Genomic DNA, 24962 nt, shown 5'->3' on the forward strand with positions numbered 1-24962 from the left:
ATTGAACCTACCTTATGAGCCTTCAGGAAAACCTGACGTAATTCCCGCGTTAGAGGAATCAAGTGCAGCTTTTCTGTTTTTATAATGGAAAAAGTTGAACAAAGGTGGTACCACGGAAGCAGACCTTTCGTCCTTTATTGGATGAGGGGTCTTTTTTGTTTTTCAAAAAAGGCCGAAATTTAAAAAAACAAGGAGCGGAAAATATGAAAAAAATCGCGTTTATCGGAGCTGGATCGATGGCAGAAGCAATTATTTCGGGGCTGGTGACCCAACAGGTAATTGAACCAGCAAATATTTTTGTAACAAATAAATCAAATGATGATCGGTTCGATTATTTAAAGAACCAATATGGTGTAACTGCCACAAGATCGCTGCAGCTATTGGTACAGGATGCAAACCTTGTCGTACTGGCTGTGAAACCGAAAGATATTTTAGAAACGATGCAATCAATAAAAGAATACATTCGTGAAGAAATGCTGTTCATTTCCGTTGTTGCCGGGGTTCATACAACAAGCTTGGAGGGAATCGCCAACAAGCGGTTCTCGATCGTCCGTGCCATGCCTAATACATCGGCAGCGGTAGGAAAATCAGCAACGGCCCTTGCAGCTAACTGTCATACGAAAGAATCGCAATTACAAACGGCGATTACCCTTTTCGAAACGGTAGGTACGGTGGCAGTCGTCGACGAAACCCAGCTAGATGCAGTAACAGGCTTATCAGGCAGCGGTCCGGCTTATATTTATTACTTGGTCGAGGCATTGGAAAAATCAGCAGAAAAAATAGGTCTCGATTCCGAAACCGCTAAGCAATTGATTCTTCAGACACTGATGGGTGCGGCCGATATGTTACAGAAATCACCTAAAACACCTGCCGTACTAAGAAAGGAAGTAACTTCACCAGGCGGAACGACTGAAGCAGGTCTGAAAGCACTTCAAGCACATCAAGTGGAAGAAGCATTCATTGCCTGTGTACAAGAAGCGACGGAGCAATCGAAGCGAATGGGCGATCAAATAAGTAAAGAACTAGCCAAATATGTAGTTTCACAGTAAGAGCGCATGCTGTTGCCTGGCCACTCCCGTACGGCTGTGGCCAGGCAACAGCCCTTTTTATGATCCGGACTTCTTATAAGGGGTAATCCTTCCGGCGTGAGCATTACTTTATAATCAGCATATCATTTTTATCGAAACTCCAATCCTTCGAATACGCAACTTCCCAATAATAACCATCGGGATCTGAAAAATATCCGCTGTATCCTCCCCAAAAAACACCCTGAGGAGATTTCTCGATTGTCCCTCCGGCCTTTTCAGCCTTGTTGATCACATCATCCACTTCTTCAATGGATTTAGCATTATAAGCGAGCGTAAGACCCGGAAAACCATTTTTCTTAGGCGGTTCTTTCTCATTGATGTCTTTTGCTAGCTCCTCTAAAGGATACAAAGCAAGTTTCGTTCCGGCATTATTAAAAAAAACGATTGCGGGTTCGTCCTCTTTAATCGATGTATGGAATCCCAACCCGTCCCGGTAAAACCTTAATGATTCAGTAATATCTCTGACACCTAAAGTTATAATGTTGATCCTGTTCATACTAGTCCTCCTTTTTCCATGTTTTAAGGGTAATTCGACATCTGGATCACTTTTCCCTTTTTAGCTTGATTGACCGTCAGCCACATCATCACAAATGCTTCTTAAAGTTCCTAACAACGCTCACCATTTGCAAAAAACGGCTCCAAGGGTCATTCCACCTTCGATTGCTCTCTATGCAAATTACGTAGGAATTCCACTTTCTTTGCCGAATGAATACATGTTTTGTCATCTGTAAAGGAATTCCCTCGTACTTATCGAATTCAACAACCAAAAGGGGGAATTTCGATGAATACAAGTGCAGTTGCCCGGTTACTGAATGTTTCCCATAGTACGATTCAACGCTGGGTCACCCAATTGAACATGGAAGTAGAACGGAATCAACTTGGCCACTACCAGTTTTCGGATGAAGACATTGCATTATTGAGAAAAATCCAAGATCAGCTGAACGAGGGCATCATTCTCCAAAAGGTCAGCATCTCAGAGAAAAAGATTAGAAAAGCAACCATCCAGAAACACTCCGAACCGAATAAAGAACATGATCAACTGCTTGAACGGATCCTCAGGCTTGAAAATGGACTGAAAACAAAAGCGGACGATGTTGTATCCTATCAGATTTTACAGCACAGAAGTGAAATGGAAGAAATGCACAAACTCGTTAAGCAGCTCGAAGCCCGTATCGAAGCGTTAGAAACACCAATGGGTCAGCCATTTGATTATTTCCTCGCGGCTGAAGAAGCTGCTGCCACTAAAAAGACGAAGAAAAGGCCATTCATAAAAATGATTTTTGGAAACAAAAAGAACGATAGTTCATCATGGAGTACAGCCGACAGCGATTAACATTCAAGATCGTTCAAGAGCACCCCACGAAAGCCATTTTTCTTATGCCAAGCATTTCTTCAGTAATAGAACCTGACCTGATTAATTACCCCAAAATAAAAAAGGCCCTGACCCAAGATTAATCTCAACTGGGTCGGGCCTTTTCATCATCTTAAATTAACACTGCACGGTCATTGAGCATTTTTTCGCCTTTGATGCGCTGGAATTCGTTAAGCAGTTTTTCAACGGTTAGCTTCTGCTTTTCAGCGCCTCTAGCTTCAAAAATGATCTGTCCCTTATCCATCATGATCAAGGAATTTCCAAGATCGATTGCCTGCTGCATATTATGAGTCACCATCAACGTCGTTAACTGGTTCTTTTCGACGATTTCCTTCGTCAGATTTGTAACGAGCTCTGCCCGTGAAGGATCAAGTGCTGCTGTATGTTCATCAAGAAGCAGGATTTTAGGGTCGGTGAAGGTCGCCATCAGCAATGATAGTGCCTGGCGCTCCCCTCCTGATAATAATCCCACTTTTGCAGTCATCCGGTTTTCCAAGCCTAAATGCAGGGTACCCAAACATTCTTTAAAAAGTTCTTTACGTTTTTTTGTCACCCCAAAGCCTAATCCTCTTCTATTGGTTCTGCCATAGGCAATCGCCATATTTTCTTCAATCGTCATATGTGGTGCCGTACCCAGCATGGGATCCTGAAAAACGCGTCCAATCATTTTAGCACGGGCATGTTCTTCAATTGCCGATACGTTTTCACCATCAATGATGACTTCACCGGCATCAGGGAGAATCTTACCGGAAATCATATTCATCAACGTCGATTTACCTGCTCCATTACTTCCAATGACTGTTACGAATTCACCTTTTGTCATCTGCAGTTCCAGATTTCCAAGGGCTAGCTTTTCATCTGGTGTTCCCTCATTGAAGACCTTATAAATCTGATTTAATCGAAGCATATTCTTCCCCCCCTTTCGATAAAGTCCCATCATGACGCATCTGTATTTCTTTAAGCCGCCTTTTCTTACGGCCTTTTTCCTTTTGTTTATCGGAAATTTTAGGAATGACAAGTGCCCCGACCACAATAAGTGCCGTAATTAATTTAACATCACCTGTTTCAAGGAATTCTACGCGAAGTGCCAAAGTTACGACGATTCGGTAAATGATCGCCCCTCCAATGACCGCAAGCGTCGCACGCGCAATCGTTTTTGCACCAAATAAAGCCTCACCGATAATGACGGAAGCCAACCCGATTACAATGATTCCAATCCCCATGCCTATATCGCTAAAACCGTTATATTGGGCAACCAAGGATCCCGAGAAAGCCACTAGTGCATTTCCGATTGCAAGTCCCAGGATCTTCATGTTGCCGGTATGGGCGGAAAAACTCTTGACCATGGCTTCATTATCACCAGTCGCCCGTAAAGCAAGACCAATTTCCGTTTTTAAAAAAGCTGACATTCCAGCTTGGATGACTACAGCCACAATCAGCATAACGATTAATATTGCCCACGTTTTTGGCAGGCTGTCACCGAGACCCACGAATGATAAAAGACCATTCAACAAATTGTCCAGCCCAGTGGCAGCCCAGGCATCCTGGATATTCGTGATAATGGTTGTTTGAGAAAGCAACGGAATGTTGGATGCACCCATGATCCTCAAATTGATCGAGTAGAGCGCAATCATCATTAAGATACCTGCCAAAAGAGGATTGATTTTCCCTTTCGTATGCAGGAACCCCGTTATCGTCCCAGCGATGAACCCGGCCACCATTGCACTTAACGTGGCAACGATCGGCGAGAAACCGTTAACGATCATAATGGCAGCAACAGACGCCCCTGTCACAAAACTGCCTTCCACTGTCATATCCGGGAAGTCGAGAATCCTGAATGTTAAATAGACACCAAGTGCCATGATCGCATAAATCATTCCCGACTCAAAAGAGTTGAATAAAGCTGAGAACATTTTTTTTCTTCCTTCCCCGAACAAAAGCAGAGTTTATTTTACAAACTCAGCATCTGCTTTCCATTCTTCTTTTATTTCAACACCCATATCTTTTGCTGCCTTTTCATTGATGACCAATTTCAGTTTTTGTGGATATTGAACTGCGATATCTCCAGGCTTTTTGCCATCCTTCAAGATTTCAACCGCTTTTTGCCCCGCTTCATAACCAATATCATAGTAACTGAAGCCATATGCCGCAAAACCACCAGCATTCACGGAATCAAGCTCACCAACAAACAATGGAATATCTTTATCATTTGCCACCGAAATGACCGATTCCAGTGCAGAGACAACGGTATTATCCGTAATGATATAGAAAGCATCGGCTTTTCCGATTAATGATTCCGTTGCCTGTTTAACCTCGGCTGAAGTGGAGACGGATGCTTCCACGACTTTCAATCCCGCTTTTTTCGCTTCCGCTTTCACGTTTTTTATTTGGACGACGGAATTTTGCTCCCCTGTATTATAAACGGTCCCAATTGTCTTGGCGCCAAGTTCTTCTGCCAGGAATTTCATTGATTTGGCAATGGCCTCAGGATGGGAATCCGTCGTACCCGTAACATTTCCGCCTGGCTTATCCAAAGATGTAACGAGCTCCGCCGCTACAGGATCGGTAACCGATGTAAAAACGATTGGTATATCCTTTGTCGCATTCAAAGCGCTAAGAGCACTAGGAGTAGAATTGGCAAAGATTAAATCCACTTTATCCCCAACAAAGTTATTGGCGATCGTTTGACTGTTATTTTGGTCACCCTGTGCAATTTGAAGATCATATTTGGCATTGATGTCACTATCCTTCAATGCCGCCTGGAAGCCTTCATAAGCCTGATCCAGCGAATCATGCTGAACGATTTGTGTCACCCCAATGTTGAAGGTATCCTTTTTGCTTTCATCCTTCGCCGTATCTTTTTCCTTGTCATTTCCACAGCCAGCCAATAATAATCCTGCGACCAATGTCATAGCTGCAGTTGAATATAATTTCTTTTTCATATTTTCCCCCCGCTTTTTTCTTATTTAAGATTAGGTTTTTTCTAGCGACGTCAACTTTTTCGCTTTTATTTCCTAAATTATAATCGTTTAGTCCCAATTATTCCAATATATTTTTTAACTTTTTAGAATTTTTTGAGTTCTGAATGTAAAACATGAAAAAAGCTGCTGTGAAAGGTATGGTAACTTTCACAGCAGCTTTATGAAAAATCAGTGTTCGACAACCTGGCTGACAATTTCGGTAACTGTAGCACGATCAATTTTTTCTTTGCCTTCTTTTAGGGCCTTCAATGTGGCTTTTGCCAATTCCAAGGGTATTTTACAGAATTGGATGATCTCTTTCGTTTCAATTTCTCCAATGTACGCATCCGCTAATGCAAGATTATGTTCCGTATGGGCAAGCATCTCGTCGAAACCCCAGCCATCCGGATAAAAGTTCACACCACGTTCTGCATCTTCCTCACGGTTACGCAGGATATTGACTGTTTGGAGTCCACGGCCAAATGCGATGGCAAGTTCACGGTCCGTTTCGGTTCCATCGTACCAGTTCCACATATCAGACAGCATGACTCCCACTAAACCTGCAACATAATATGTGTAATCATCGAGCTCTTCTTCATTATGGATTTGCCAGTCCTTAGTAACCCATTTTGCCATGCCTTCGGCCATTTCCTTTGTCGACTCCAAGACTTTGGCTTTTGCACCGGGAGGACAAAATTCAATCCAATCCGAAAGAAGCAGGGTCACTTCGGGCAGATCATCCTTATACGGTTCAAATAACGATTGAAGATCTTCTTCCCTGTAATCCGCATCAAGCATCCCACTAAGAGCTTGTAACAGGGAAACCTTATTATCTGCAGGTAGACCGGGGTGATCCTCGATTTCATCGATGGCTCGCATGCAAAGGTATGCAGCTCCAATGGCCTCTTGTAATCCCTTTGGAAGATAGCTGATTGGAATGAAAAAAGTCCGGCTAGTTTTTAAGAGAAAATCCATTGCTTTAGTATGTAGGGCGCTATTATCAGTCATATTTACACTCCTTTAAGTCTCCAATGAAACAATTGATTAATTATATCAAACATCGGCTTTGATTTCAGCTGCCCGATTCCTCTGAATATAAAGGAACTTTAATTGCCATTAGATCTTCACCCATTATCGTGTTTGAAAAGATCGCTTCGCTTTCCTTTCTTAACCTCTCAGCATCCTCCGGAGTATACCGTGAGCTGATATGGGTAAGGATTAGATGCTTGGCTCCCGCATTCAAAGCCGTTTCTGCAGCCTGAACGGTGGTCGAATGATAATAGGCTGAAGCCAATTCAGATTCTTCCGCCGAAAAAGTAGCTTCATGAACAAGGTAATCCGCCGATTCAGCAAGAATGAGAGCATTGCTGCACATTCTTGTATCACCAAGAATCGTGATGATCCGGCCTTTTTGCGGAGCACTGAGGTAGTCCTTCCCATTTAAGACACGGCCATCGTCGAGACAGACCGTTTGTCCATTTTTCAATGCTTTAAAAAGCGGCCCCGGCTTCACACCTTCGGACCGTAGCCGATCAACCAGTAAGCTTCCCGGACGATCTTTTTCCACAATCCGGTAACCGATGCTGTAAATGCCATGATCAAGCGACATGGCCGTCACTGTGAATTGGTCGTCCTCAAACACTGTGCCTTCCTCTATTTCGATGATTTCCAAGGGATATTTTAAATGAGTTCCACTCACCTGTAAGCTCGTCTTAATAAATGCATCTATGCCTTGTGGACCATATACGGTCAATTTCTCCACCCCGCCCTGAAAAGATCTGCTGCTTAAAAATCCAGGGAGTCCAAAGATGTGGTCACCGTGTAAATGGGTGATGAAGATTTTTTCAACCTTTCGCGGTTTGACCGCCGTTTTTAAAATTTGATGCTGTGTTGCTTCCCCACAATCGAATAACCAAACCGTCCCTCGCTCTTCCAATAATTGAAGGGCGATTGATGTCACATTACGCGCTTTAGCCGGAACGCCAGCGCCTGTACCCAATAAAACGAAATCCACGATACTACCTCCGTTGCAAATACTTTATGACTTAACTATAGCATAACCAAGGTGCTCTTTCATTTATGACCCGTTAAAACCAAAACCCAATTTAAACTTTTAATGAAATATGAGAAAAAATGCGCAAATTGATTGCTTTGAGGGAAAGCTAAACGTAAAATTAGAAATTGGTACACATAGGGGAATTCCAACTTTATAGACAGATTTAACGGAAAGTTGAGGTTTTAACATGACAGAAAATAATAAACCCACAGCATTGATCATGATTTTTGGTGCTACCGGAGATCTAGCGAAAAGGAAATTGTTTCCTTCCATATATCGACTATTTCAAAAAGAGAAAATCAATAAGTTCGCCGTCGTTGGAGTGGCAAGGAGGCCATTGACGAACGAGGAGTTCCAAGCAAGTGTAAAGGACTCGATACTTACGTTCGGACATGCGGAAGAAAGGGTCGATGAATTCATTTCCCATTTCCATTATCACTCCCATGACGTCTCCAGTTCGGAATCATACCTGCAATTAAAAGACATTGCCAAAAAATTAGACGGACAATATCAATTAGAAGGAAACCGGATCTTCTATTTGGCGATGGCACCTGAGTTTTTCGGAACGATTGCCGAACAGATTAAAGCTCAAGGCCTGACTGACACGAATGGATATAAGCGCCTGGTCATAGAAAAGCCATTTGGACACAGTTTCGAAACAGCGCAAAAATTGAATGAGCAGATTCGAACTGCATTCGCCGAAGATGAAATCTACCGTATCGATCATTATTTAGGTAAAGAGATGGTACAAAATATTGAGGTAATACGTTTTTCCAATGCCCTATTCGAGCCGCTTTGGAATAACAGATATATATCTAACATCCAGGTTACTTCAAGTGAGACACTTGGCGTTGAAGAACGTGGCCGTTATTACGAAACCAGCGGTGCCCTAAGAGATATGGTCCAAAACCATCTGCTGCAAATGGTGGCCTTGCTTGCCATGGAACCCCCGATCGCTTTGACGACAGAAGAGATTCGAAGCGAAAAAGTGCGGGCATTGCGTTCACTTCGACCAATGGAAGTGGACGATGTCAATCAATACTTCGTCCGTGGCCAGTATGGTGAAGGAACGATAGGCGGTCAAACACTTCCGGCCTACCGCAATGAACATAACGTAAATCCCGAATCCAACACAGAGACCTATGTTGCGGGTAAACTGATGATTGATAACTTCCGATGGGCCGGTGTTCCTTTTTATATCCGTACCGGTAAGAGAATGGATGTCAAATCAACGAATATCGTTGTTCAATTCAAAGATATCCCAATGAATCTGTATTATAAAACGGAAGAAACGCTGAACCCGAATCTTCTCGTTATCAATATCCAGCCTGACGAAGGTATCACACTGTATTTAAATGTTAAGAAATCCGGGACGACATCCAATACAAAGCCAATGAAGCTGACCGTCTCAAACAAAGGGATCGAACACATCAATTCTCCCGAGGCATATGAAAAGCTGTTATTTGACAGTATGCGCGGGGATGCTACAAACTTTACGCACTGGGACGAGGTTGCCCTCTCATGGAAGTTCGTCGATACCATTTCCAATGCATGGGAAAACACTAAAGACGAGTCTTTCCCTAACTATGAAGCGGGATCCACAGGTCCACTTGCATCCGATGAACTCCTGGCAGAAGATGGACATATTTGGTGGCAAGTCAAGAAAAACGAAAATAATGATGATTGAAATGAAGAAGGGACGCAGATTTGAATCTGCATCCCTTTTTTCATTCATGAAACACTCTTCCTCAGCAATTTATCAAGGATAATATCAAACATTTCCTTGGGCTTAGACTTTTCTTCCTCTTTTTCTGAATTAAGCCAAAATGAAACACCAGATTCTAAGGCAATGAAAAATATAAAAATGGCTACAGCCCACCAGACGATGAACATAAGTCATCCGCTCCTTCTCTCTTCTTTCTGCCTACTGTATCCTACAGTCCGTCCATCTCATTCAATGTTTATATTCCTTTTTCCGGAGGTGTTTAAACCTAAAAAGCAAGTATTAAGACATACATCATACTACATTTTCCCTAAAAAAGGTAAATTAATTGGCACTATTTACTACTAGTTCGTTTTTACCATTTTCACCCTTTTGATTTCTTTATTGAAAAAGAATGGTAAGGCCTGGCTGAGGTTACACTAGAAAAGGCGCTCGTGACGGCACCACTAACTTCGATGTGGAGGGATTAAACGATGGACATTCGTGAAGGATTAATTCCAACAGCGTTGGGCACAGCCGTGACAGTTGCGGGTTATGCAATGAAGCAGACCCGGGGCTCAAACAAAATGGTAGCTAATACGGTTTTTGGTTTCGGTTTGGCACATGTTGTATTAGGGGTCATTGACCTCGTAGAGCATCGGAGATAGTACAAAAGAGGGCGCATGGGAGCGCCCTCTCAGTTTGTAGACAAAAGGGTTTCGGAATGGCCTTGTTCCGAAATCTTTTGATTTTTTATCGAATTTGAGGCAGTTATAGAGAATAGTTGATTGTGTTTCCAAAAATCGGTATTGCTCTACAATATAGTCCTTACTCAACTAAGTAGCTCCACAGTAAATCCGCCTGGGCTTAAACATAGCATGTCCATCGATGAGCCTTTTGGGCAGTTTCACATCAAATCCATCATCCTTCAAAAAAGTAGATTCAGAAATCAATAAATGGAATGAAGTTCCCTTGCTTTAGATTGATGTTAAGACCTCGGTTATTGATCGAATTGTAGATTAAAAATAACCTAATTTACTGTTAAGGCTACCCTTATATGCAAAACGGGCTCTTATCTTTATTCAGAAAATGCGCCCGTTTGCTAAGAGAATCAATAAACTTATATTAACTTGTATTCTGATTCATAAACCTACAGTTTCCAAAGACTACGTTCTCTCCTTCCAAAGCTTCATTGGATTTTCTTGCCCTTCATCTAATGGCATTTGTATCATCGAAAGTGAGCGTTCTGCTTTTGTTTTTTGTAAATCCTCATATATAATTTTAGATTTACCTAATCCCACTTCAACCGCATTCTCAACTGAAGCACAATAAAAAACCTTTTCGATTCCAGCAAGGTACATTGCCGTTAGACACATCGGACAAGGCTCCCCACTTGCATACATTGTATAGCCTGATAGGTCATTCGTCTGTAAATGCTCTTGCGCGCGTCGGATAGCCAGTAATTCCGCATGTCCACTAACATCATAAGTTTTGTGCAGCTCATTAACACCTTCAGCTACAACATTGTTATTCTTCACAAGTACTGCACCAAAAGGTTGTCCACCCTCACGAACATTTTCTACCGCCAGTTCTACTGCTCGTTCCATGAATTTATCCATTTCAAACCTCCATTAATGATTAAAATAAATACTGTTAATGTAATTATAAGACATTAACAATGGCCTTTCTGAATCGTTGTTCACCTAAACACTGGTGCTCTTAAGAAATGGCTTATCAACATCACGATGCAACTTGTTCAGTCTTCTTAAAAGAAACACTATAATTCTTTGTGACCATGCTTACAACGGTCATAACTATTACATTTAAAGTAAGTGCTATTATCCCCACATTTATATCCTTCACCCACTGAGGAAATAAAGGAAACAGGGTTCCTATAGTGGTTTTCGAAAGCGTAATGTATGCTACCGTTGCTTCCCCCATGATGATTCCCGCGAATGCCCCATGCTTTGTCACGAAATTATTCCTCATTAAGCTAAATATCATAGCTGGAAACAACTGTGTTACCAAACTAGACCCCATTAATAATAAAGCCACAATCGTACCACTTTTAAACGTAAAATATAATGATACAAGAGCAATGACAGGTACTAAATACTTAGCTAAACTTACAATTTGCTTATCAGTAGCAGAAGGAACAAATACACCATATACATTTTTGGCCAGCAAGGTAGCAGCAGACATTAAAAGCATCGAACCCGGCACTAAGGCTGTGAGCACTCCTGCAGCACCAATCACTCCCATTACCCATGGATCGAATGCTAGTTTCGATAGACGTAATAAAGATAAATCAACCTCATCCCCCTTCAAACCGGGAATTTGAAGAATAGCGGCAAAACCGGTAAAGAATACAAAGAGTAAAATAAGTTGATATATCGGCATAATGATTGTATTTTTGCGGAACGATTTTTCGCTTTTTCCTGAATAAATAGCACCAAATACATGCGGATACATATAAAAACCAAGAGAAGTTAGCAAAACAGTTGAGATAAACCATGATATGCTTAATCCCTGACTAGGCAAAGTTAAAAAATCAGGCTTCACTTTATCGATCGCTTCAAACATGGGCTGATACCCACCATAATAATGGAACGGTAAATATATACCTAAAAATACGGTAACTCCCAGGATCAGAATATCTTTGACGACCGCTGTCCAAGCAGAACCATGAATTCCTGAGATCATCACATAAATTGTAATAACAATAACCGCAATCCATATCGCTATTGTAGGCGAAATCGCTCCGTAAGATGCCTCTGAAACAATACTCCCCAAACCTTTCAATTGAAGAACTAGATAGGGGATGACAGCGACTACACCCACAATCGACACAAGGACACCTAAATATGGACTATTATATTTACTAACGAAGAAGTCCGATTGTGACATTAGCTTCTTTTCTTTTGCATATCGCCATATAGCCGGAACATACCAATACGACATAATCATTGCCAATGTACCATATATTAATATATAAAAAGTAGGGCCGCCTTTGCCATATGCCCAACCGCTTCCTCCTAAAAAGGTAAAAGTAGAATACGTTTCACCTGCCATTAACAAAAATATAAAAAACGTGCCAAAACCGCGGCCTCCAACTGTCCACTGTTCAAGGTTCATATCTTTACCTTTACGCGCTCGAATACCAATGGTAAGTGCAAAAATTATAGTGGCAATTATTATAAGGAGTGATACATTCATTATTCATTTCCCCTCCTATTTTTAGGATCTAGTTTAAATATAATAGCCATAATTCCCGATGTAATAATCACCCATAATACAATCCAAAAAAGAAAAAAGGGCAATCCAAAAATATAAGGGTTAACTTTATTCACAAAGGGAATTCCTCCGATAAATCCAATAAAAGGGATTATCGCCAAAATACCAATAAACCTCAAAATTATTCCTCCTTCTATTTTCTAAAAAAAATAGATTCCTCTCATTAATTTACAAATCTTCTTATCGAAAGATATGAACCTTTCATTAAAAGGTTTTTTAAAAAATTTCATACTATTGATAGACTTAATAATAAGCAAGAGGTTCTCATTTTTCTCATTATAAAAAATATTAAGATAATTCACTTTAAAAATATTTACTAGTATTTAAATTATCTTTACTATATTGGAATCCTTTCCTTCCAAGTACTGCAAAACCACTTACTTTATTTCAAAAAATCTCCCCATAAAAAATACACCTCCAATTGCTAGACTTTTGTCTAACAATTAGGGTGCAGTTCACTTTTAAGCCGGATTGCTTTTTATTTTTCCATCCATTCGGTATGGAATGTTCCTTCTTTATCAATGCGTTGATAAGTATGAGCTCCAAAATAGTCACGCTGAGCTTGAATCAGGTTAGCTGGCAGCGTTTCTGTACGATAGCTGTCGAAATAGGCAAGTGCAGATGACAAGCAAGGAACCGGGATTCCGTTCATCACAGCCGTTGACACTACCTCACGTAAAGCTCCTTGATAGCTTTCGACGATTCCTTGGAAGTAAGGATCTAGAAGAAGGTTGTTCAAGTTCGCTTCACGATCGTACGCTTCCTTGATTTTTTGGAGGAATTGTGCACGAATGATACAGCCGCCACGGAAAATCATCGCGATTTCCCCATATTGCAAGTTCCAGTCATTTTCTTCTGATGCTGCTTTCATTTGTGCAAATCCCTGTGCATATGAACAGATTTTGCTCATATAAAGTGCTTTACGGATACTTTCAATCAATGCCTTTTTATCGCCTGTAAATGATTCGGCCTTTGGACCACGAAGGATTTTACTCGCTTCAACACGCTCGTCCTTAATTGCTGAAATAAACCGGGCGAATACGGATTCCGTAATGATTGGAAGCGGAACACCAAGATCAAGCGCACTTTGACTTGTCCATTTCCCAGTACCTTTTTGGCCAGCTTTATCTAAAATGACATCGACCATCGGCTTGCCGGTTTCTTCATCATATTTCTTGAAAATATCAGCAGTGATTTCAATTAAATAGCTATCAAGTTCCCCTTCATTCCATTCAGTAAAGACTTCATGGAATTCTTCAGCAGATAGTCCAAGGAGATTTTTCAGAAGGAAATAAGATTCGGAAATCAATTGCATGTCCCCGTATTCAATACCATTATGTACCATTTTAACATAATGACCTGCCCCATCCGGTCCGATATACGTGCAGCAAGCATCACCATCGACCTTAGCTGAAATATCCTTCAAGATCGGTGCAACCAGTTCATATGCTTCTTTTTGACCTCCAGGCATGATGGATGGACCTGTCAGAGCTCCTTCTTCCCCTCCTGACACGCCTGTACCGATGAAATGGATGCCAAGCTTGCTTAATTCATCATTGCGGCGCTGAGTGTCCTTGAAGAAGGTATTCCCCCCATCAATAACGATATCACCTTTTTCAAGTAACGGTTTTAATTGCTCGATTGTTGCATCTGTTGCTGCTCCGGCTTTAACCATCAATAAAATTTTACGTGGTGTTTCCAAAGAATTGACGAATTCTTCAAGCGTATAAGCAGCTGTTACGTTTTTGCCTTCCGCTTCCTTCATCATTTCGTCCGTTTTTGATCCTGAGCGATTATAAACGGAAATTGAATATCCCCTGCTTTCAATATTAAATGCAAGGTTCTTGCCCATTACGGCTAGTCCGATAACGCCAATCTGTTGTTTTGTCATGATTCATCTTTCCCTTCTCTATATCTTTACACAGCTTGTACGCTATTCTTTGTCAAAAGAAGAATCATTCCTCCTGGATTGCTCAAAGAAATCTTTACTGAAGCTAGTGTCTGTTCCAATAGAACGGTTTTTCAAGGGTAATCCCTTTTTAATAATATTTTCTCCGTACTTATTTTGCAAGTGTTCCATCGCTTCATACAGAGGTTCTTTTTCCGCATCCTCTTGAAAGGAGAAAATATCCAGTTGCTTGAAGGCCGACTCTTTTTCGATGACATCATAGGCAGTGACACCAAGAAGCCTGATTCCTTCCCCATTCCAATTTTTCATAAAGAGATCGATAGCTCCATCCAAAATATCCTTTTTTTCAAAAACTGGATTAGGAACCGTTCTGCTTCTCGTTATTGTGCGGCGGTCTTTGTAACGGATCGTCACACCTATTTTTTGACCAAGCAGGCGTTTATTTCTCAAACGGACGGCTACCTTCCCGGAAAGCTTTTCCAATACACCGATCAGTTCTTTTTGATTGGTGGAGTCATGCGGGAGAGTTGTCGAGTTCCCAATGCTCTTATGCTCAAAAATCGCTTCGGGATCCACTACCCTTGGGTCGATTCCATTAGCCCTATCTTTCAAACGGATGCCATTGATCCCAAGAAGCTGTTTAAGTTGACTATCATTGGCGTGTGCAAGATCCCTTATCGTCATTATCCCGATGGTTTGAAGCTTTTCCGAGGTCTTATCCCCGATGCCATGCATCTCACCCACTTGTAAAGGCCAGAGCTTTTCTGAAATGTCCCGTTTCCTTAACACGGTGATTCCCATGGGCTTCTTCATATCTGAAGCAGTTTTGGCCAAAAATTTATTAGGGGCAATCCCGATGCTGCAAGGGAGATCCATCGTATTAAAAATTCTTTCCTGAATGCTGTTGGCTATATCTAAAGGCGAACCCAATTCGGCGCATTCACTAATATCCAGATACCCCTCATCTATCGAAACCGGTTCAACCATCTCTGTATATTGCCTCAAAACATCGAAAATAGCCAGTGATGCCTTTCGATAGCGCTCGAAATTCGGTTTCTGAATGACTAATTGAGGACATAGTTTTTTCGCCTGCCAAATCGGCATGGTCGTTTTAACCCCGAACTTCCTCGCCTCATAGCTGCAGGTGACGATTATTCCCCTTCTCTCTTCAACATTGCCTGCAATGGCAAGAGGTTTGCCTTTCAATGAAACATCATATGACATTTCCACTGAAGCATAGAAACTATTCATGTCTACATGGAGAATGACCCTGCCATTTTTGGGATACATGTCCTTCATGTTTGACCGTCACATCCTTGTAAAAATAAAAAGCACCGGATAATAGGGCCAACAAAAAACCATTTCTATTAAGGTACCCCTATTTATCTTTGGTAACCACGGTGAAAGATGCTTCCACTCCAAGAAAAACAGCCATCATGTCATTGATGACTGTACATAAATTCCTTCAATACTTTGAACACCTTGGCAAATATATACGAGTTTTATTGCTGATCAATAATCAGTAATAAAACGGCAACACATTGAATATATTTTGTTTTTTTATAGCTTAATAAGACTCCGTTCAAAGGGTATTACAGTAAAAATCAAGGATTTCACGGGTTCCTGGACAATGGTCTGATGGAGAGGTTATCCGTCGTTTTTCGATGGAAGCACGGATTGAATCGGCAAGGCATATTCCTCGTCCTCTACAAGAAATACGACAACCTTTTGGATTTACTCAGGAAACTCCCCTCCATCTCCCTGTCATATTACGGGTGATTATTCCCCTGATACTTCTTTGATGATACTGACAACCATTTCAGCTAGCTTCGTTAATTCCTCAACTGGAATTCTTTCATTCGTAGTATGGATATCTTCATAGCCCACTGCGAGATTGACAGTAGGGATGCCAAAGCCCGCAATGACATTCGCATCGCTTCCTCCGCCGCTTTTAACCAGCTCGCATGGACGGCCGATTTTCTCTGCTGCTTTTCTTGCGATTTCGACTACATGATCACCAGCACCATATTTAAAACCAGGATACATCACGTTAACTTCAACTTCAGCACGTCCGCCCATTTCAATTGCTGCAGTCTCGAATGCCTCTTTCATTTTCGCTACCTGTATTTCCATTTTTTCAGGAATCAAAGATCTTGCTTCTGCAAGGATTTCAACATGGTCACAAACAATATTGGTTTGCTGTCCACCCTGGAAACGTCCGATATTTGCTGTAGTTTCATCGTCGATTCTGCCTAATGGCATTCTAGAGATTGCTTTGGCAGCGATCGTAATGGCCGAAACGCCTTTTTCAGGAGCGACACCAGCGTGAGCAGTCTTGCCTAAAATGGTTGCAGACACTTTCGCCTGAGTAGGTGCAGCAACAACCACATTGCCCACTTTTCCATCACTATCAAGAGCAAAACCGAATTTAGCCGTTACAAGGGAGCGATCCAATGCCTTTGCCCCCACCAAGCCAGACTCTTCACCGACGGTAATGATGAATTCGATTGTACCATGTTCGATGTTCTGTTCTTTTAACACTTTAAGCGTTTCTAACATGACCGCTAATCCAGCTTTGTCATCCGCCCCTAAAATGGTCGTTCCGTCTGACACTATGTATCCATCTTTGATGGAAGGCTTGATTCCATTACCTGGTACAACCGTATCCATATGGGAGGTGAAATAAATGGTATCCACGCCTTCTTTCGTACCTTTTAAAGTACATACTAAATTCCCTGCACCATGACCGGTAACTGCTGTTGTATCATCTTCAAAAACCTCTACACCCAGTGCCCCGAATTTTTCTTTCAGCACTTTGGCGATGGCTGCTTCATTTTTCGTTTCGGAATCAATCTGCACCAATTCCATAAATTCATTAACTAAACGTTCTTCATTAATCATAAAATAAAACCTCCAAAAAAGTTTTCCTCTTTAATTATACTTCTAAAAGCGGCGCCCCGGCAAATAATGTGAAAAGGAAGACCCCAGCTTTAAAAAGCGTGCTAGTCATTTCCCTGCCAGAAGGCCATTTTAAAAAGGTGAATGATGACTTATAAATGGTTTTCTTTAAAATGATATCTTCCCCAGTATGGAAAAGAGCCCAAAACAGATAGTTTGGGCTCCTTGCAATGTTGAATCACAACGGGATATTTCCGTGTTTTTTCCATGGTCGAGTTTCTTTTTTGTTGCGTAGCATATCAAGAGATTGAATGATCTTAATCCTGGTTTCACGGGGATCAATAACATCATCCACCATTCCAAGACTTGCGGCAACATATGGATTGGCGAACTTCTCACGGTATTCTTCAATTTTTGCTGCACGAGTCGCTTCCGGATTTTCGCTATTTTGAATTTCACGGGCAAAAATGATATTTGCCGCTCCAGCAGAACCCATTACCGCGATTTCAGCATTTGGCCATGCAAACGTAAGATCCGCGCCGATGGATTTACTATTAAGAGCCACGTAAGCTCCCCCGTATGCTTTACGCAGAATGATCGTCAATTTTGGCACTGTTGCCTCCGAATAAGCGTATAGCAGCTTTGCACCATGGCGAATGATACCGCCATGTTCTTGTTTAACACCCGGGAAAAACCCTGAAACGTCTTCAAACGTAATTAGCGGAATGTTAAACGAGTCACAGAAACGAATAAAACGGGCAGCCTTATCTGATGAATCAATATCAAGTCCCCCTGCCAACACCTTTGGCTGGTTACAGACAAGACCCACTGATTTCCCTTTGATCCGCGCCAAGCCGACCACTATATTTTTCGCAAAGCCCTCTTGAACTTCCATAAAGGAATCCTCATCAACAACCTGCTTCAATACTTTCCGAACATCATATGGACGGATCCCTTCATAAGGGACTACATCCGTTAAGTCCGGACGGTAGTCATCTCCATCATCGGCTTCCAAAACTGGCGGCTTCTCTTCATTATTTTGTGGAAGATAGCTCAGGAGACGTCTAACGTCCGCCAATACTTGCTCCTCAGATGCTCCCTTGAAATGGGCATTACCGCTTATGGTATTATGTACAGTCGCTCCGCCCAATCCTTCAGATGAAATCTTTTCACCCGTAACCGTTTCAATGACTTTAGGACCTGTTATGAACATTTGGCTCGTTTTTTCAACCATGAAGACAAAGTCGGTTATGGCTGGGGAATATACGGCTCCGCCTGCACAAGGTCCCATAATAACCGAAATCTGTGGAATGACCCCTGAATAAATGGAATTCCGGTAAAATATTTGGCCATATCCGTCAAGCGAAACCACGCCTTCTTGAATACGCGCACCACCGGAATCGTTCAAACCTATGAAAGGGGCTCCATTTTCTGCTGCCAAATCCATAACATTGGCAATTTTCAGAGCATGCATTTCACCGAGTGCACCGCCAAAAACAGTAAAATCCTGTGAAAACAGATAAATGTCGCGGCCGTTGACCTTTCCGTAACCGGTGACGACGCCTTCTCCCGGCCCTTCTTCCTTTTCCATGCCAAAATTGGTATTACGGTGTTTGATAAAAGGATTAAGCTCTATGAAGGTACCTGGATCAACTAAAAGTTCAATTCTTTCCCTTGCAGTAAGTTTTCCCTTTTCATGCTGCTTATCAATTCTTTCTTCACCGCCGCCCATTTCCACTTTGCGGCGTCTGTCATATAGGTCATTGATCGTATCATATATGTCTGTCATTCCTGCTCCTCCTTTGATAATGCTTGTTCACATAGCTCATATAATACACCCGCGGTAGACTTGGGATGAACGAACGCAACATCCGCATTGTGCGCTCCCTTTCTTGATGAATCATCAATCATGCGCAACCCAGCTTCTTTAATTTCTTTTATTCTATCCTCGATGTCATTGACGCCAAGTGCCACATGATGAATCCCTTCACCGCGTTTTTCGATGAATTTGGCGATTGGGCTTGCAGGTGATAACGCTTCCAACAACTCCAAACGGGTATTGCCTGCCAAGATGAAGGCCACTTTCACTCCTTGGCTCTCCACTGTCTCGATTCCTTCAAGTTTCAATTTCAACGTTTCCGTGTAAAGCGGCAAGGCTTCATCTAGTGACTTTACGGCAATACCGATATGATCGATATTTTTAATCATCATAAAAACCCCCATGCTATGTATTATTGGATGACTCCATTAAAATACTACTAATCTTGCATTAAAGCCTTTTAAGATTCGGAATAATATGAACATTATACTTTTACTTGTTTCTACTAAATGTTCAAGTTAAAATAAAATCAATTAAACTGTATTAAGGGAGAGAGAGCATATGGGAAACAAGAAAATCAGAAAGATCGTCGTGTATTTAATGCTTATCTCAATGTTATTAACTAGCTTATTATCAGGTATCGCATTTCTTCTGTAATAGACACCGTACTGGGGAGGGGAGCAAAAGCTTCCCTCTCTTTATTTTATCGCTCCGTTTTTCTTTGCCAACGTTTTGAAATCCTCGTTCGATATGGTGATCAACACCTTAGTGCCGATGGGGACTTTTTCGTACAAGCGCTCTACATCGGATTTATGCATCCGTACACAGCCATTTGAAATATATTTACCAATTGATGATGGCTGATTCGTACCATGTATGCCGTAAATCCTCCCATCGGTATTTCGTGCATCGAATCCAATCCACCGCGACCCCAGAGGGTTTCTGGGATCGCCGCCAGGAATATTTTTTTTCCGGTAATATGGATTGACCGCTTTTACTTTGACAGTGAAAATCCCTTCAGGTGTCAGTTCCTGACTTTTACCCGTACCGACCGGCATAATCTCCTTGACCTCGTTATCATCAATGAACGCCAATTTATTGTTGGCTTTATTGATGATGATAAACGGATCGCCTGGCTTAACCGATTGAGGTTGGGCTTGTACCTGCAATGGCCACAAAGATAGCATAAGCAACAAAGAAAGGATCCATTTCATTTGTATCAATTCCTTTTACTTTTTTGCTTAGTTTAAGCCAAGTGCCTCTTTTTCATTCGGTTGCTGGTTTGCTTGGGTAATCCCTTGAAGGAATGCTTCAACAATAAATAGCGCTCCATTTCCTTCATGAGCTGCAGTAATGCAGCCCTAGATTCGAACTCTTCCCGTGTCTGCGGCAGTGCCATTCCCCTAAAATGAATCTCCATTTCTTCAAGCTTCTTCAGATAAAGGATAGCCGTATTTTGTGGGTGGACGTTTTCTGCCAAATCTTCTATAAAATCAGCAACTATCCCGCTTTGCTTGACGACCAATGGAATATTCGTGACCAGGGGAAGAATTCGTTCAATTATTTCAAATTGCTTTTCACGCATTTTAAAATAATGGTAATACAGGTCTTCTTCCCTTAAAAAATGATTTTCCACGTCCCTGAAGGCAAGGCTTTTGGCTTGATTAAGAAGATTGGCTGTTTCGGTGATTTCCTTACCATCCCATGTGTGATCATTATCCCTTAAATAGCGGACAATTCCCATCAGGATCGCACTAAAGTTCGTTTCGATACTTTCCTGATAGGCCAGCAGTTTGTCATCGACACTGGGCATGTACAGATTCATGACAAGCGCCACTCCAACTCCAACTGCAATTAATATCGTTTCATTGATCAGCAGGGACAAAGTGATGTCACCCGCCCCGTATAAGTGCATGATTATGACGCTGCTCGTCACAATCCCCTCATTAATCTTCAAGGCAACTGTCGTTGGAATGAAAATCAAGAGGATCAAACCTATTATCAGCGGATGAAATGCGATGAACTGAAACAATAGGGATGCATAGGCCATAGCGATCAAACAAGCTAAAAACCGGTGCCAGGAGGCATACACCGACTTCTTTTTTGTAACTTGAATGCATAAGATCGCAATGATTCCCGCAGCAGAGAAATATTCGAGATTAAGCATTTGTGCAATAATAATTGCCAGGGTGGCCCCCAAAGCAGTTTTAATCGTCCTGTATCCGATTTTAAACATTGTTATGTATCACCTGGCTCTTTCTCTATCTATTATAATACTATCAGGAAATCAGATATTTTCACAGTCCTTTACGAGTTAAATTTCCAATTTTTCTACATACATTCACGCAAAAATACGTTATAGGAAAAAAATAAAAAAGGCAACCTAAACGTTACCTTTTTTCACAATTATATACTATTTTCTTTAGCTTATAAAACTTTTTCCAAGAAGTCTTTTGCACGCTGGCTTTTTGGATTGGAAAAGAATTCTTTCGGAGCACTTTCCTCAACGAGCAGACCCCCGTCCAGGAATAGTACCCGATCGGCCACTTCTTTTGCAAATCCCATTTCATGCGTTACGATCAGCATGGTCATCCCTGTATGTGCCAGTGACTTCATAACCTCGAGCACTTCTTTTACCATCTCAGGATCAAGCGCTGAAGTGGGCTCATCGAAAAGCATTACTTCCGGGTTCATTGCCAATGCCCGTGCAATCGCGACCCTTTGTTTTTGCCCGCCTGACAGACGATTCGGATAAGACGATTCTTTATCGGCCAAACCGACTTTATTCAAGAGCTCACGAGCTTGTTTTACAGCCTCAGCCTTTGATAATTTTTTCACCTTCATAGGTGCATATGTCAGATTCTCCAGAACTGTTTTATGTGGAAATAAATGAAAATGCTGAAATACCATTCCGACATTTTCACGCACTTTCATGATATTGGTCTTTTTTTCAGTGATGATTTGATCCTTAAACCTGATTTGACCATCAGTTGGAGTTTCAAGCATATTGATGCAGCGTAAGAAAGTTGATTTTCCCGAACCGGATGGACCGATGATCGCTAACACTTCACCCTGCCCTATCTCGGTGCTGATTCCTTTTAATACCTCGAGCTTACCATAATTTTTTTTGAGTCCATCAATTTTAATCACTGCGTCTCATTCTCCTTTCAATCACTTTGCCTATGATGGTGAGAACCATGACCATCACATAATAAATGAGGCCGGCAAATAATATCGGCTCGAAGAATTTATATGTCTCACCGCCGACAATATAAGAACGGCGCATGATATCCCCTAATCCAATAATTGTGACAACGGCTGATTCCTTCGTTAAGGAAATCAATTCGTTCACAAGGGACGGCAGGATATTCTTGATGGCCTGCGGAAGGATAATATTAAGCATCATCCCTGAATAGGGAACCCCAAGTGCAAGCGAAGCCTCTCGTTGGCCTTTATCGACAGCTAAAATGCCTCCCCTGATAATTTCAGAGATGTAAGCCGCTGAATTTAGCCCGAATGCTAAAAATGCTGCTTGGAACGCTTCGATTTGAATCCCTAATATTTGTGGTGAACCAAAATAAATCAGCATTAATTGCAGTACCAAAGGGGTACCGCGAAAAATGGATGTATAAAAGTCAGCAATCCAATTTAAGGGCTTGATTCTGCTGATTTTAAGTATAGATAATAATATTCCCAAAACAAATCCGATTACTGCCGCTACCGCTACAACCTTTAATGTAGTCGGTATTCCCTCCAGGATATATGGAAGGGAAGGTATAATCCTTTCAAATTCCAGATTCACTCCATTCATCCTCTCTTATGAAGGCCGTTATCTCAGGTCCTTCCTCCTGCTTTATTTTACTAACAATAAAGCGCGGAAAAACGTTCAGAAGGCACACTAAATCTCTTCTGAACGCTTTTCATCTCTCTGTATTATTCAGTTTCACTGCCACCGAACCATTTAATTATTAATTTTTCCATTTCACCATTCTCTAACATTTTTTTCAACTCGGCATTGAATTCTTCAGTTAACTTGCTTCCTTTTTGGAAAGCGATTGCCGAACCGGCATCTTGTTCACCTGACTCGATTAAATGGCCCACCAATTCTTTATTATCTTTCATGTAGCCTTTTGCCACAGTATCTTCCATGATCACGGCATCAAAACGTCCTGTTGACATTTCTTGAACAACCTCAGGAATACGATTCCGTTTTTCAACTTTCATCCCGATATCTTGGGATTTATTCAAGTCATTTGCCAATGTCTCCTGAATGGATGCAAGCTGTACGCCTACCGTTTTCCCTTTTAAATCTTCAACAGTTTTGATTTTACTGTCCTTTGTCGTGATGATCATGTTTTTAGCTGTATAGTAAATATCACTGAAATCGACTGATTGCTCACGTTTTTCTGTCGGAGTCATTCCAGAGATAACGAAATCGACCGATTTATTCTCCAGAGCAGGCACAAGACTATTAAAGTCAATGTCCTTCACTTGGACCTCATAACCTAATTTTTTTCCGATTGCTTTAGCGATATCAATGTCAAATCCTTTAATTTCATCACTTTTAGATGTTTCAACAAATTCAAATGGCGGATAATCCGCAGATGTTCCCATTACCAGGACCTTTTTGTCTTCTTTTTCAGCTGTGTTCTTATCTTCTTTTTCTGATGTTCCGCATGCCGCTAAAATACCTACTAATAAAACAGAAGTAAGCAACAATGCTAACTGCTTTTTCAACTTCATTATTATTCCTCCAAAATGATATTTTCAATTCTCTTGTTAATAAATTTGGTTTAGTTAAATTTCGAATAACTAATATTCATACACTAATGTGTATTTTAACACACTCTAATAATTATTCAATAACGTAAATAATAGATTTATTTTTCAGAATATTGCTATAATTTTATTTCTGAGATTCGCGCTTTTTCACCAAAGGGAATATTTCGACATCCTTATCTATCTTCTTTCCCAAATGTTCCTGACTTATACAATTTCATGAATAAAAAAAACCGCCGATTGGGCGGGTTTCAGACTGGACAAACTAGAAGAAAAGCTAGTTTGCATACGGTTTTTTTCTTGAAAAAATTCCAGTTGATTTCAGAAATCCACTCCCTTGCCGCAAACATCTAGCGGGGTCTTTGCTAGCCAGGTTATTCGGCAGGAGTGTCGCAAATTTCTTCAATCAAGTGAGGGTTTCATTCCATTTAAAAAGTAAAAATCATGAAGGATAACCAAGTCTTCTTTTATATTCTTGGTTCGGGATGTGACCCTTCCGAGCCCCTTTTTGTCGTCAAACTAAAACCCGCCGAATGGGCGGGTTTACTTATCGCTATAGGTTACACTTCTTCGCAATATTGATCGAAGTAGTCTTGTAATTTTTCTACTACAGACATCGGGTGGTGCCCTTCAATTTCATGGCGTTCTATCATGGTGATGATTTTGCCATCCTTCAGCAATGCAAATGATGGGGATGATGGCGGATATCCTTCGAAATAATCACGGGCCTTCTCCGTCGCCTCTTTATCTTGCCCAGCAAAAACGGTTACAAGCTGATCTGGACGTTTATCATTATGGATTGCATGAGCCGCTGCAGGTCTAGCTATTCCCCCAGCACAGCCACAAACGGAGTTTACCATAACAAGTGTCGTTCCTTTTTGTGCAAATACTTCCTCTACTTCCTCGGGAGTAGTCAATTCTGTATATCCAGCAGTCTTTATCTCATCGCGAGCCTGTTTGACTACGTCGTTCATTAAAAAATTAAAATCCATATTCATGGCATTTGCTCCTTCCAAGTTTTCTCTTCAATCCTATCATAACAATTGCCACTTCGTGATTCAATAAATTTACCTGTTAAAACCGCA

Annotated in this window: 26 protein-coding genes; 5 read left to right on the plus strand and 21 right to left on the minus strand. The window is 41.3% G+C overall.

The window, feature by feature from the left end:
* The first annotated feature begins 203 nt into the window (after window positions 1-203).
* The gene (gene proC / locus NYE63_RS18585; protein ID WP_063233182.1) at window positions 204-1049 is read left to right on the plus strand and encodes a pyrroline-5-carboxylate reductase; all 846 of its coding nucleotides are present in this window, start codon (window positions 204-206) and stop codon (window positions 1047-1049) included.
* A 103-nt stretch (window positions 1050-1152) separates the two neighbouring features.
* Here the strand turns inward: proC and NYE63_RS18590 are convergent, their stop codons facing one another.
* A complete protein-coding gene (locus NYE63_RS18590) occupies window positions 1153-1584 on the minus strand; it encodes a VOC family protein (protein WP_342602229.1) in 432 nt (143 codons plus the stop codon).
* A gap of 285 nt (window positions 1585-1869) precedes the next feature.
* Between NYE63_RS18590 and NYE63_RS18595 the strand changes: the two genes are divergently transcribed.
* Entirely contained in the window at window positions 1870-2421 is a 552-nt protein-coding gene (locus NYE63_RS18595) for a MerR family transcriptional regulator (protein WP_342602230.1), read from the plus strand.
* 151 nt (window positions 2422-2572) lie between these two features.
* Here the strand turns inward: NYE63_RS18595 and NYE63_RS18600 are convergent, their stop codons facing one another.
* From NYE63_RS18600 to rnz, 5 genes are all read right to left on the minus strand, one after another.
* Window positions 2573-3367, minus strand: coding sequence for an ABC transporter ATP-binding protein (locus NYE63_RS18600; RefSeq protein WP_239858464.1), 795 nt, complete (start codon window positions 3365-3367; stop codon window positions 2573-2575).
* Window positions 3342-4373 (minus strand): ABC transporter permease, encoded by a 1032-nt coding sequence (locus NYE63_RS18605; protein ID WP_063233126.1) that lies wholly within the window; start codon window positions 4371-4373, stop codon window positions 3342-3344. The genes NYE63_RS18600 and NYE63_RS18605 overlap by 26 nt, the downstream gene beginning before the upstream one ends.
* A gap of 33 nt (window positions 4374-4406) precedes the next feature.
* Window positions 4407-5402: an ABC transporter substrate-binding protein gene (locus NYE63_RS18610; RefSeq protein ID WP_076365486.1), complete on the minus strand. Its 996-nt coding sequence runs from the start codon at window positions 5400-5402 to the stop codon at window positions 4407-4409.
* A 207-nt stretch (window positions 5403-5609) separates the two neighbouring features.
* Window positions 5610-6428 (minus strand): phytoene/squalene synthase family protein, encoded by an 819-nt coding sequence (locus NYE63_RS18615; protein WP_342602231.1) that lies wholly within the window; start codon window positions 6426-6428, stop codon window positions 5610-5612.
* A 64-nt stretch (window positions 6429-6492) separates the two neighbouring features.
* Window positions 6493-7434, minus strand: a complete 942-nt coding sequence (rnz, locus tag NYE63_RS18620; RefSeq protein WP_342602232.1) for a ribonuclease Z — start codon at window positions 7432-7434, stop codon at window positions 6493-6495.
* Between the two features lie 229 nt (window positions 7435-7663).
* Here rnz and zwf point away from each other — a divergent pair, with 229 nt between their 5' ends.
* Window positions 7664-9163, plus strand: coding sequence for a glucose-6-phosphate dehydrogenase (zwf, locus tag NYE63_RS18625; protein WP_342602233.1), 1500 nt, complete (start codon window positions 7664-7666; stop codon window positions 9161-9163).
* 44 nt (window positions 9164-9207) lie between these two features.
* On the opposite strand, the gene NYE63_RS18630 is transcribed toward zwf, so the two are convergent.
* A complete protein-coding gene (locus NYE63_RS18630) occupies window positions 9208-9369 on the minus strand; it encodes a hypothetical protein (protein WP_342602234.1) in 162 nt (53 codons plus the stop codon).
* Between the two features lie 303 nt (window positions 9370-9672).
* On the opposite strand from NYE63_RS18630, the gene NYE63_RS18635 reads away from it, so the two are divergent.
* The gene (locus NYE63_RS18635; RefSeq protein WP_342602235.1) at window positions 9673-9846 is read left to right on the plus strand and encodes an asparagine synthase; all 174 of its coding nucleotides are present in this window, start codon (window positions 9673-9675) and stop codon (window positions 9844-9846) included.
* A gap of 498 nt (window positions 9847-10344) precedes the next feature.
* Here NYE63_RS18635 and NYE63_RS18640 read toward each other — a convergent pair whose 3' ends face one another.
* From NYE63_RS18640 to mce, 8 genes are all read right to left on the minus strand, one after another.
* Window positions 10345-10797, minus strand: coding sequence for a nucleoside deaminase (locus NYE63_RS18640; RefSeq protein ID WP_342602236.1), 453 nt, complete (start codon window positions 10795-10797; stop codon window positions 10345-10347).
* Window positions 10798-10918: 121 nt separating this feature from the next.
* Entirely contained in the window at window positions 10919-12394 is a 1476-nt protein-coding gene (locus tag NYE63_RS18645) for a sodium:solute symporter (protein ID WP_342602237.1), read from the minus strand.
* A complete protein-coding gene (locus NYE63_RS18650; RefSeq protein ID WP_342602238.1) occupies window positions 12394-12591 on the minus strand; it encodes a DUF3311 domain-containing protein in 198 nt (65 codons plus the stop codon). The genes NYE63_RS18645 and NYE63_RS18650 overlap by 1 nt, the downstream gene beginning before the upstream one ends.
* Before the next feature lie 359 nt (window positions 12592-12950).
* Window positions 12951-14363, minus strand: coding sequence for an NADP-dependent phosphogluconate dehydrogenase (gene gndA, locus NYE63_RS18655; protein ID WP_342602239.1), 1413 nt, complete (start codon window positions 14361-14363; stop codon window positions 12951-12953).
* Window positions 14364-14405: 42 nt separating this feature from the next.
* On the minus strand, window positions 14406-15680 hold the full coding sequence (locus tag NYE63_RS18660; RefSeq protein ID WP_063233120.1) for a DNA polymerase IV: 1275 nt from the start codon (window positions 15678-15680) through the stop codon (window positions 14406-14408).
* A 480-nt stretch (window positions 15681-16160) separates the two neighbouring features.
* On the minus strand, window positions 16161-17282 hold the full coding sequence (locus NYE63_RS18665; RefSeq protein ID WP_342602240.1) for a tripeptidase T: 1122 nt from the start codon (window positions 17280-17282) through the stop codon (window positions 16161-16163).
* 235 nt (window positions 17283-17517) lie between these two features.
* On the minus strand, window positions 17518-19068 hold the full coding sequence (locus NYE63_RS18670) for a carboxyl transferase domain-containing protein (protein WP_063233117.1): 1551 nt from the start codon (window positions 19066-19068) through the stop codon (window positions 17518-17520).
* Window positions 19065-19490, minus strand: coding sequence for a methylmalonyl-CoA epimerase (mce, locus tag NYE63_RS18675; RefSeq protein WP_342602241.1), 426 nt, complete (start codon window positions 19488-19490; stop codon window positions 19065-19067). Before mce ends, NYE63_RS18670 begins: the two co-directional genes overlap by 4 nt.
* Before the next feature lie 169 nt (window positions 19491-19659).
* Here mce and prli42 point away from each other — a divergent pair, with 169 nt between their 5' ends.
* Entirely contained in the window at window positions 19660-19755 is a 96-nt protein-coding gene (gene prli42 / locus NYE63_RS18680; RefSeq protein ID WP_155726463.1) for a stressosome-associated protein Prli42, read from the plus strand.
* A gap of 41 nt (window positions 19756-19796) precedes the next feature.
* Here prli42 and NYE63_RS18685 read toward each other — a convergent pair whose 3' ends face one another.
* From NYE63_RS18685 to NYE63_RS18710, 6 genes are all read right to left on the minus strand, one after another.
* Window positions 19797-20312 carry a L,D-transpeptidase gene (locus tag NYE63_RS18685; protein WP_342602242.1) on the minus strand — a complete coding sequence of 172 codons (516 nt, stop codon included), beginning with the start codon at window positions 20310-20312 and terminating at the stop codon, window positions 19797-19799.
* Between the two features lie 32 nt (window positions 20313-20344).
* Window positions 20345-21334 (minus strand): aromatic acid exporter family protein, encoded by a 990-nt coding sequence (locus NYE63_RS18690; protein WP_342602243.1) that lies wholly within the window; start codon window positions 21332-21334, stop codon window positions 20345-20347.
* A 191-nt stretch (window positions 21335-21525) separates the two neighbouring features.
* Window positions 21526-22248, minus strand: coding sequence for an amino acid ABC transporter ATP-binding protein (locus tag NYE63_RS18695; protein WP_342602244.1), 723 nt, complete (start codon window positions 22246-22248; stop codon window positions 21526-21528).
* On the minus strand, window positions 22241-22900 hold the full coding sequence (locus tag NYE63_RS18700; protein ID WP_342602245.1) for an amino acid ABC transporter permease: 660 nt from the start codon (window positions 22898-22900) through the stop codon (window positions 22241-22243). The genes NYE63_RS18695 and NYE63_RS18700 overlap by 8 nt, the downstream gene beginning before the upstream one ends.
* Window positions 22901-23031: 131 nt before the next feature.
* Window positions 23032-23841 carry a transporter substrate-binding domain-containing protein gene (locus NYE63_RS18705; protein ID WP_342602246.1) on the minus strand — a complete coding sequence of 270 codons (810 nt, stop codon included), beginning with the start codon at window positions 23839-23841 and terminating at the stop codon, window positions 23032-23034.
* A 596-nt stretch (window positions 23842-24437) separates the two neighbouring features.
* A complete protein-coding gene (locus NYE63_RS18710) occupies window positions 24438-24875 on the minus strand; it encodes a BrxA/BrxB family bacilliredoxin (protein ID WP_034308239.1) in 438 nt (145 codons plus the stop codon).
* Window positions 24876-24962 lie beyond the last annotated feature (87 nt).

Origin of the sequence: Peribacillus sp. FSL E2-0159, assembly GCF_038643155.1 — a bacterium.
Classification (GTDB): Bacteria; Bacillota; Bacilli; order Bacillales; family DSM-1321; genus Peribacillus; species Peribacillus simplex.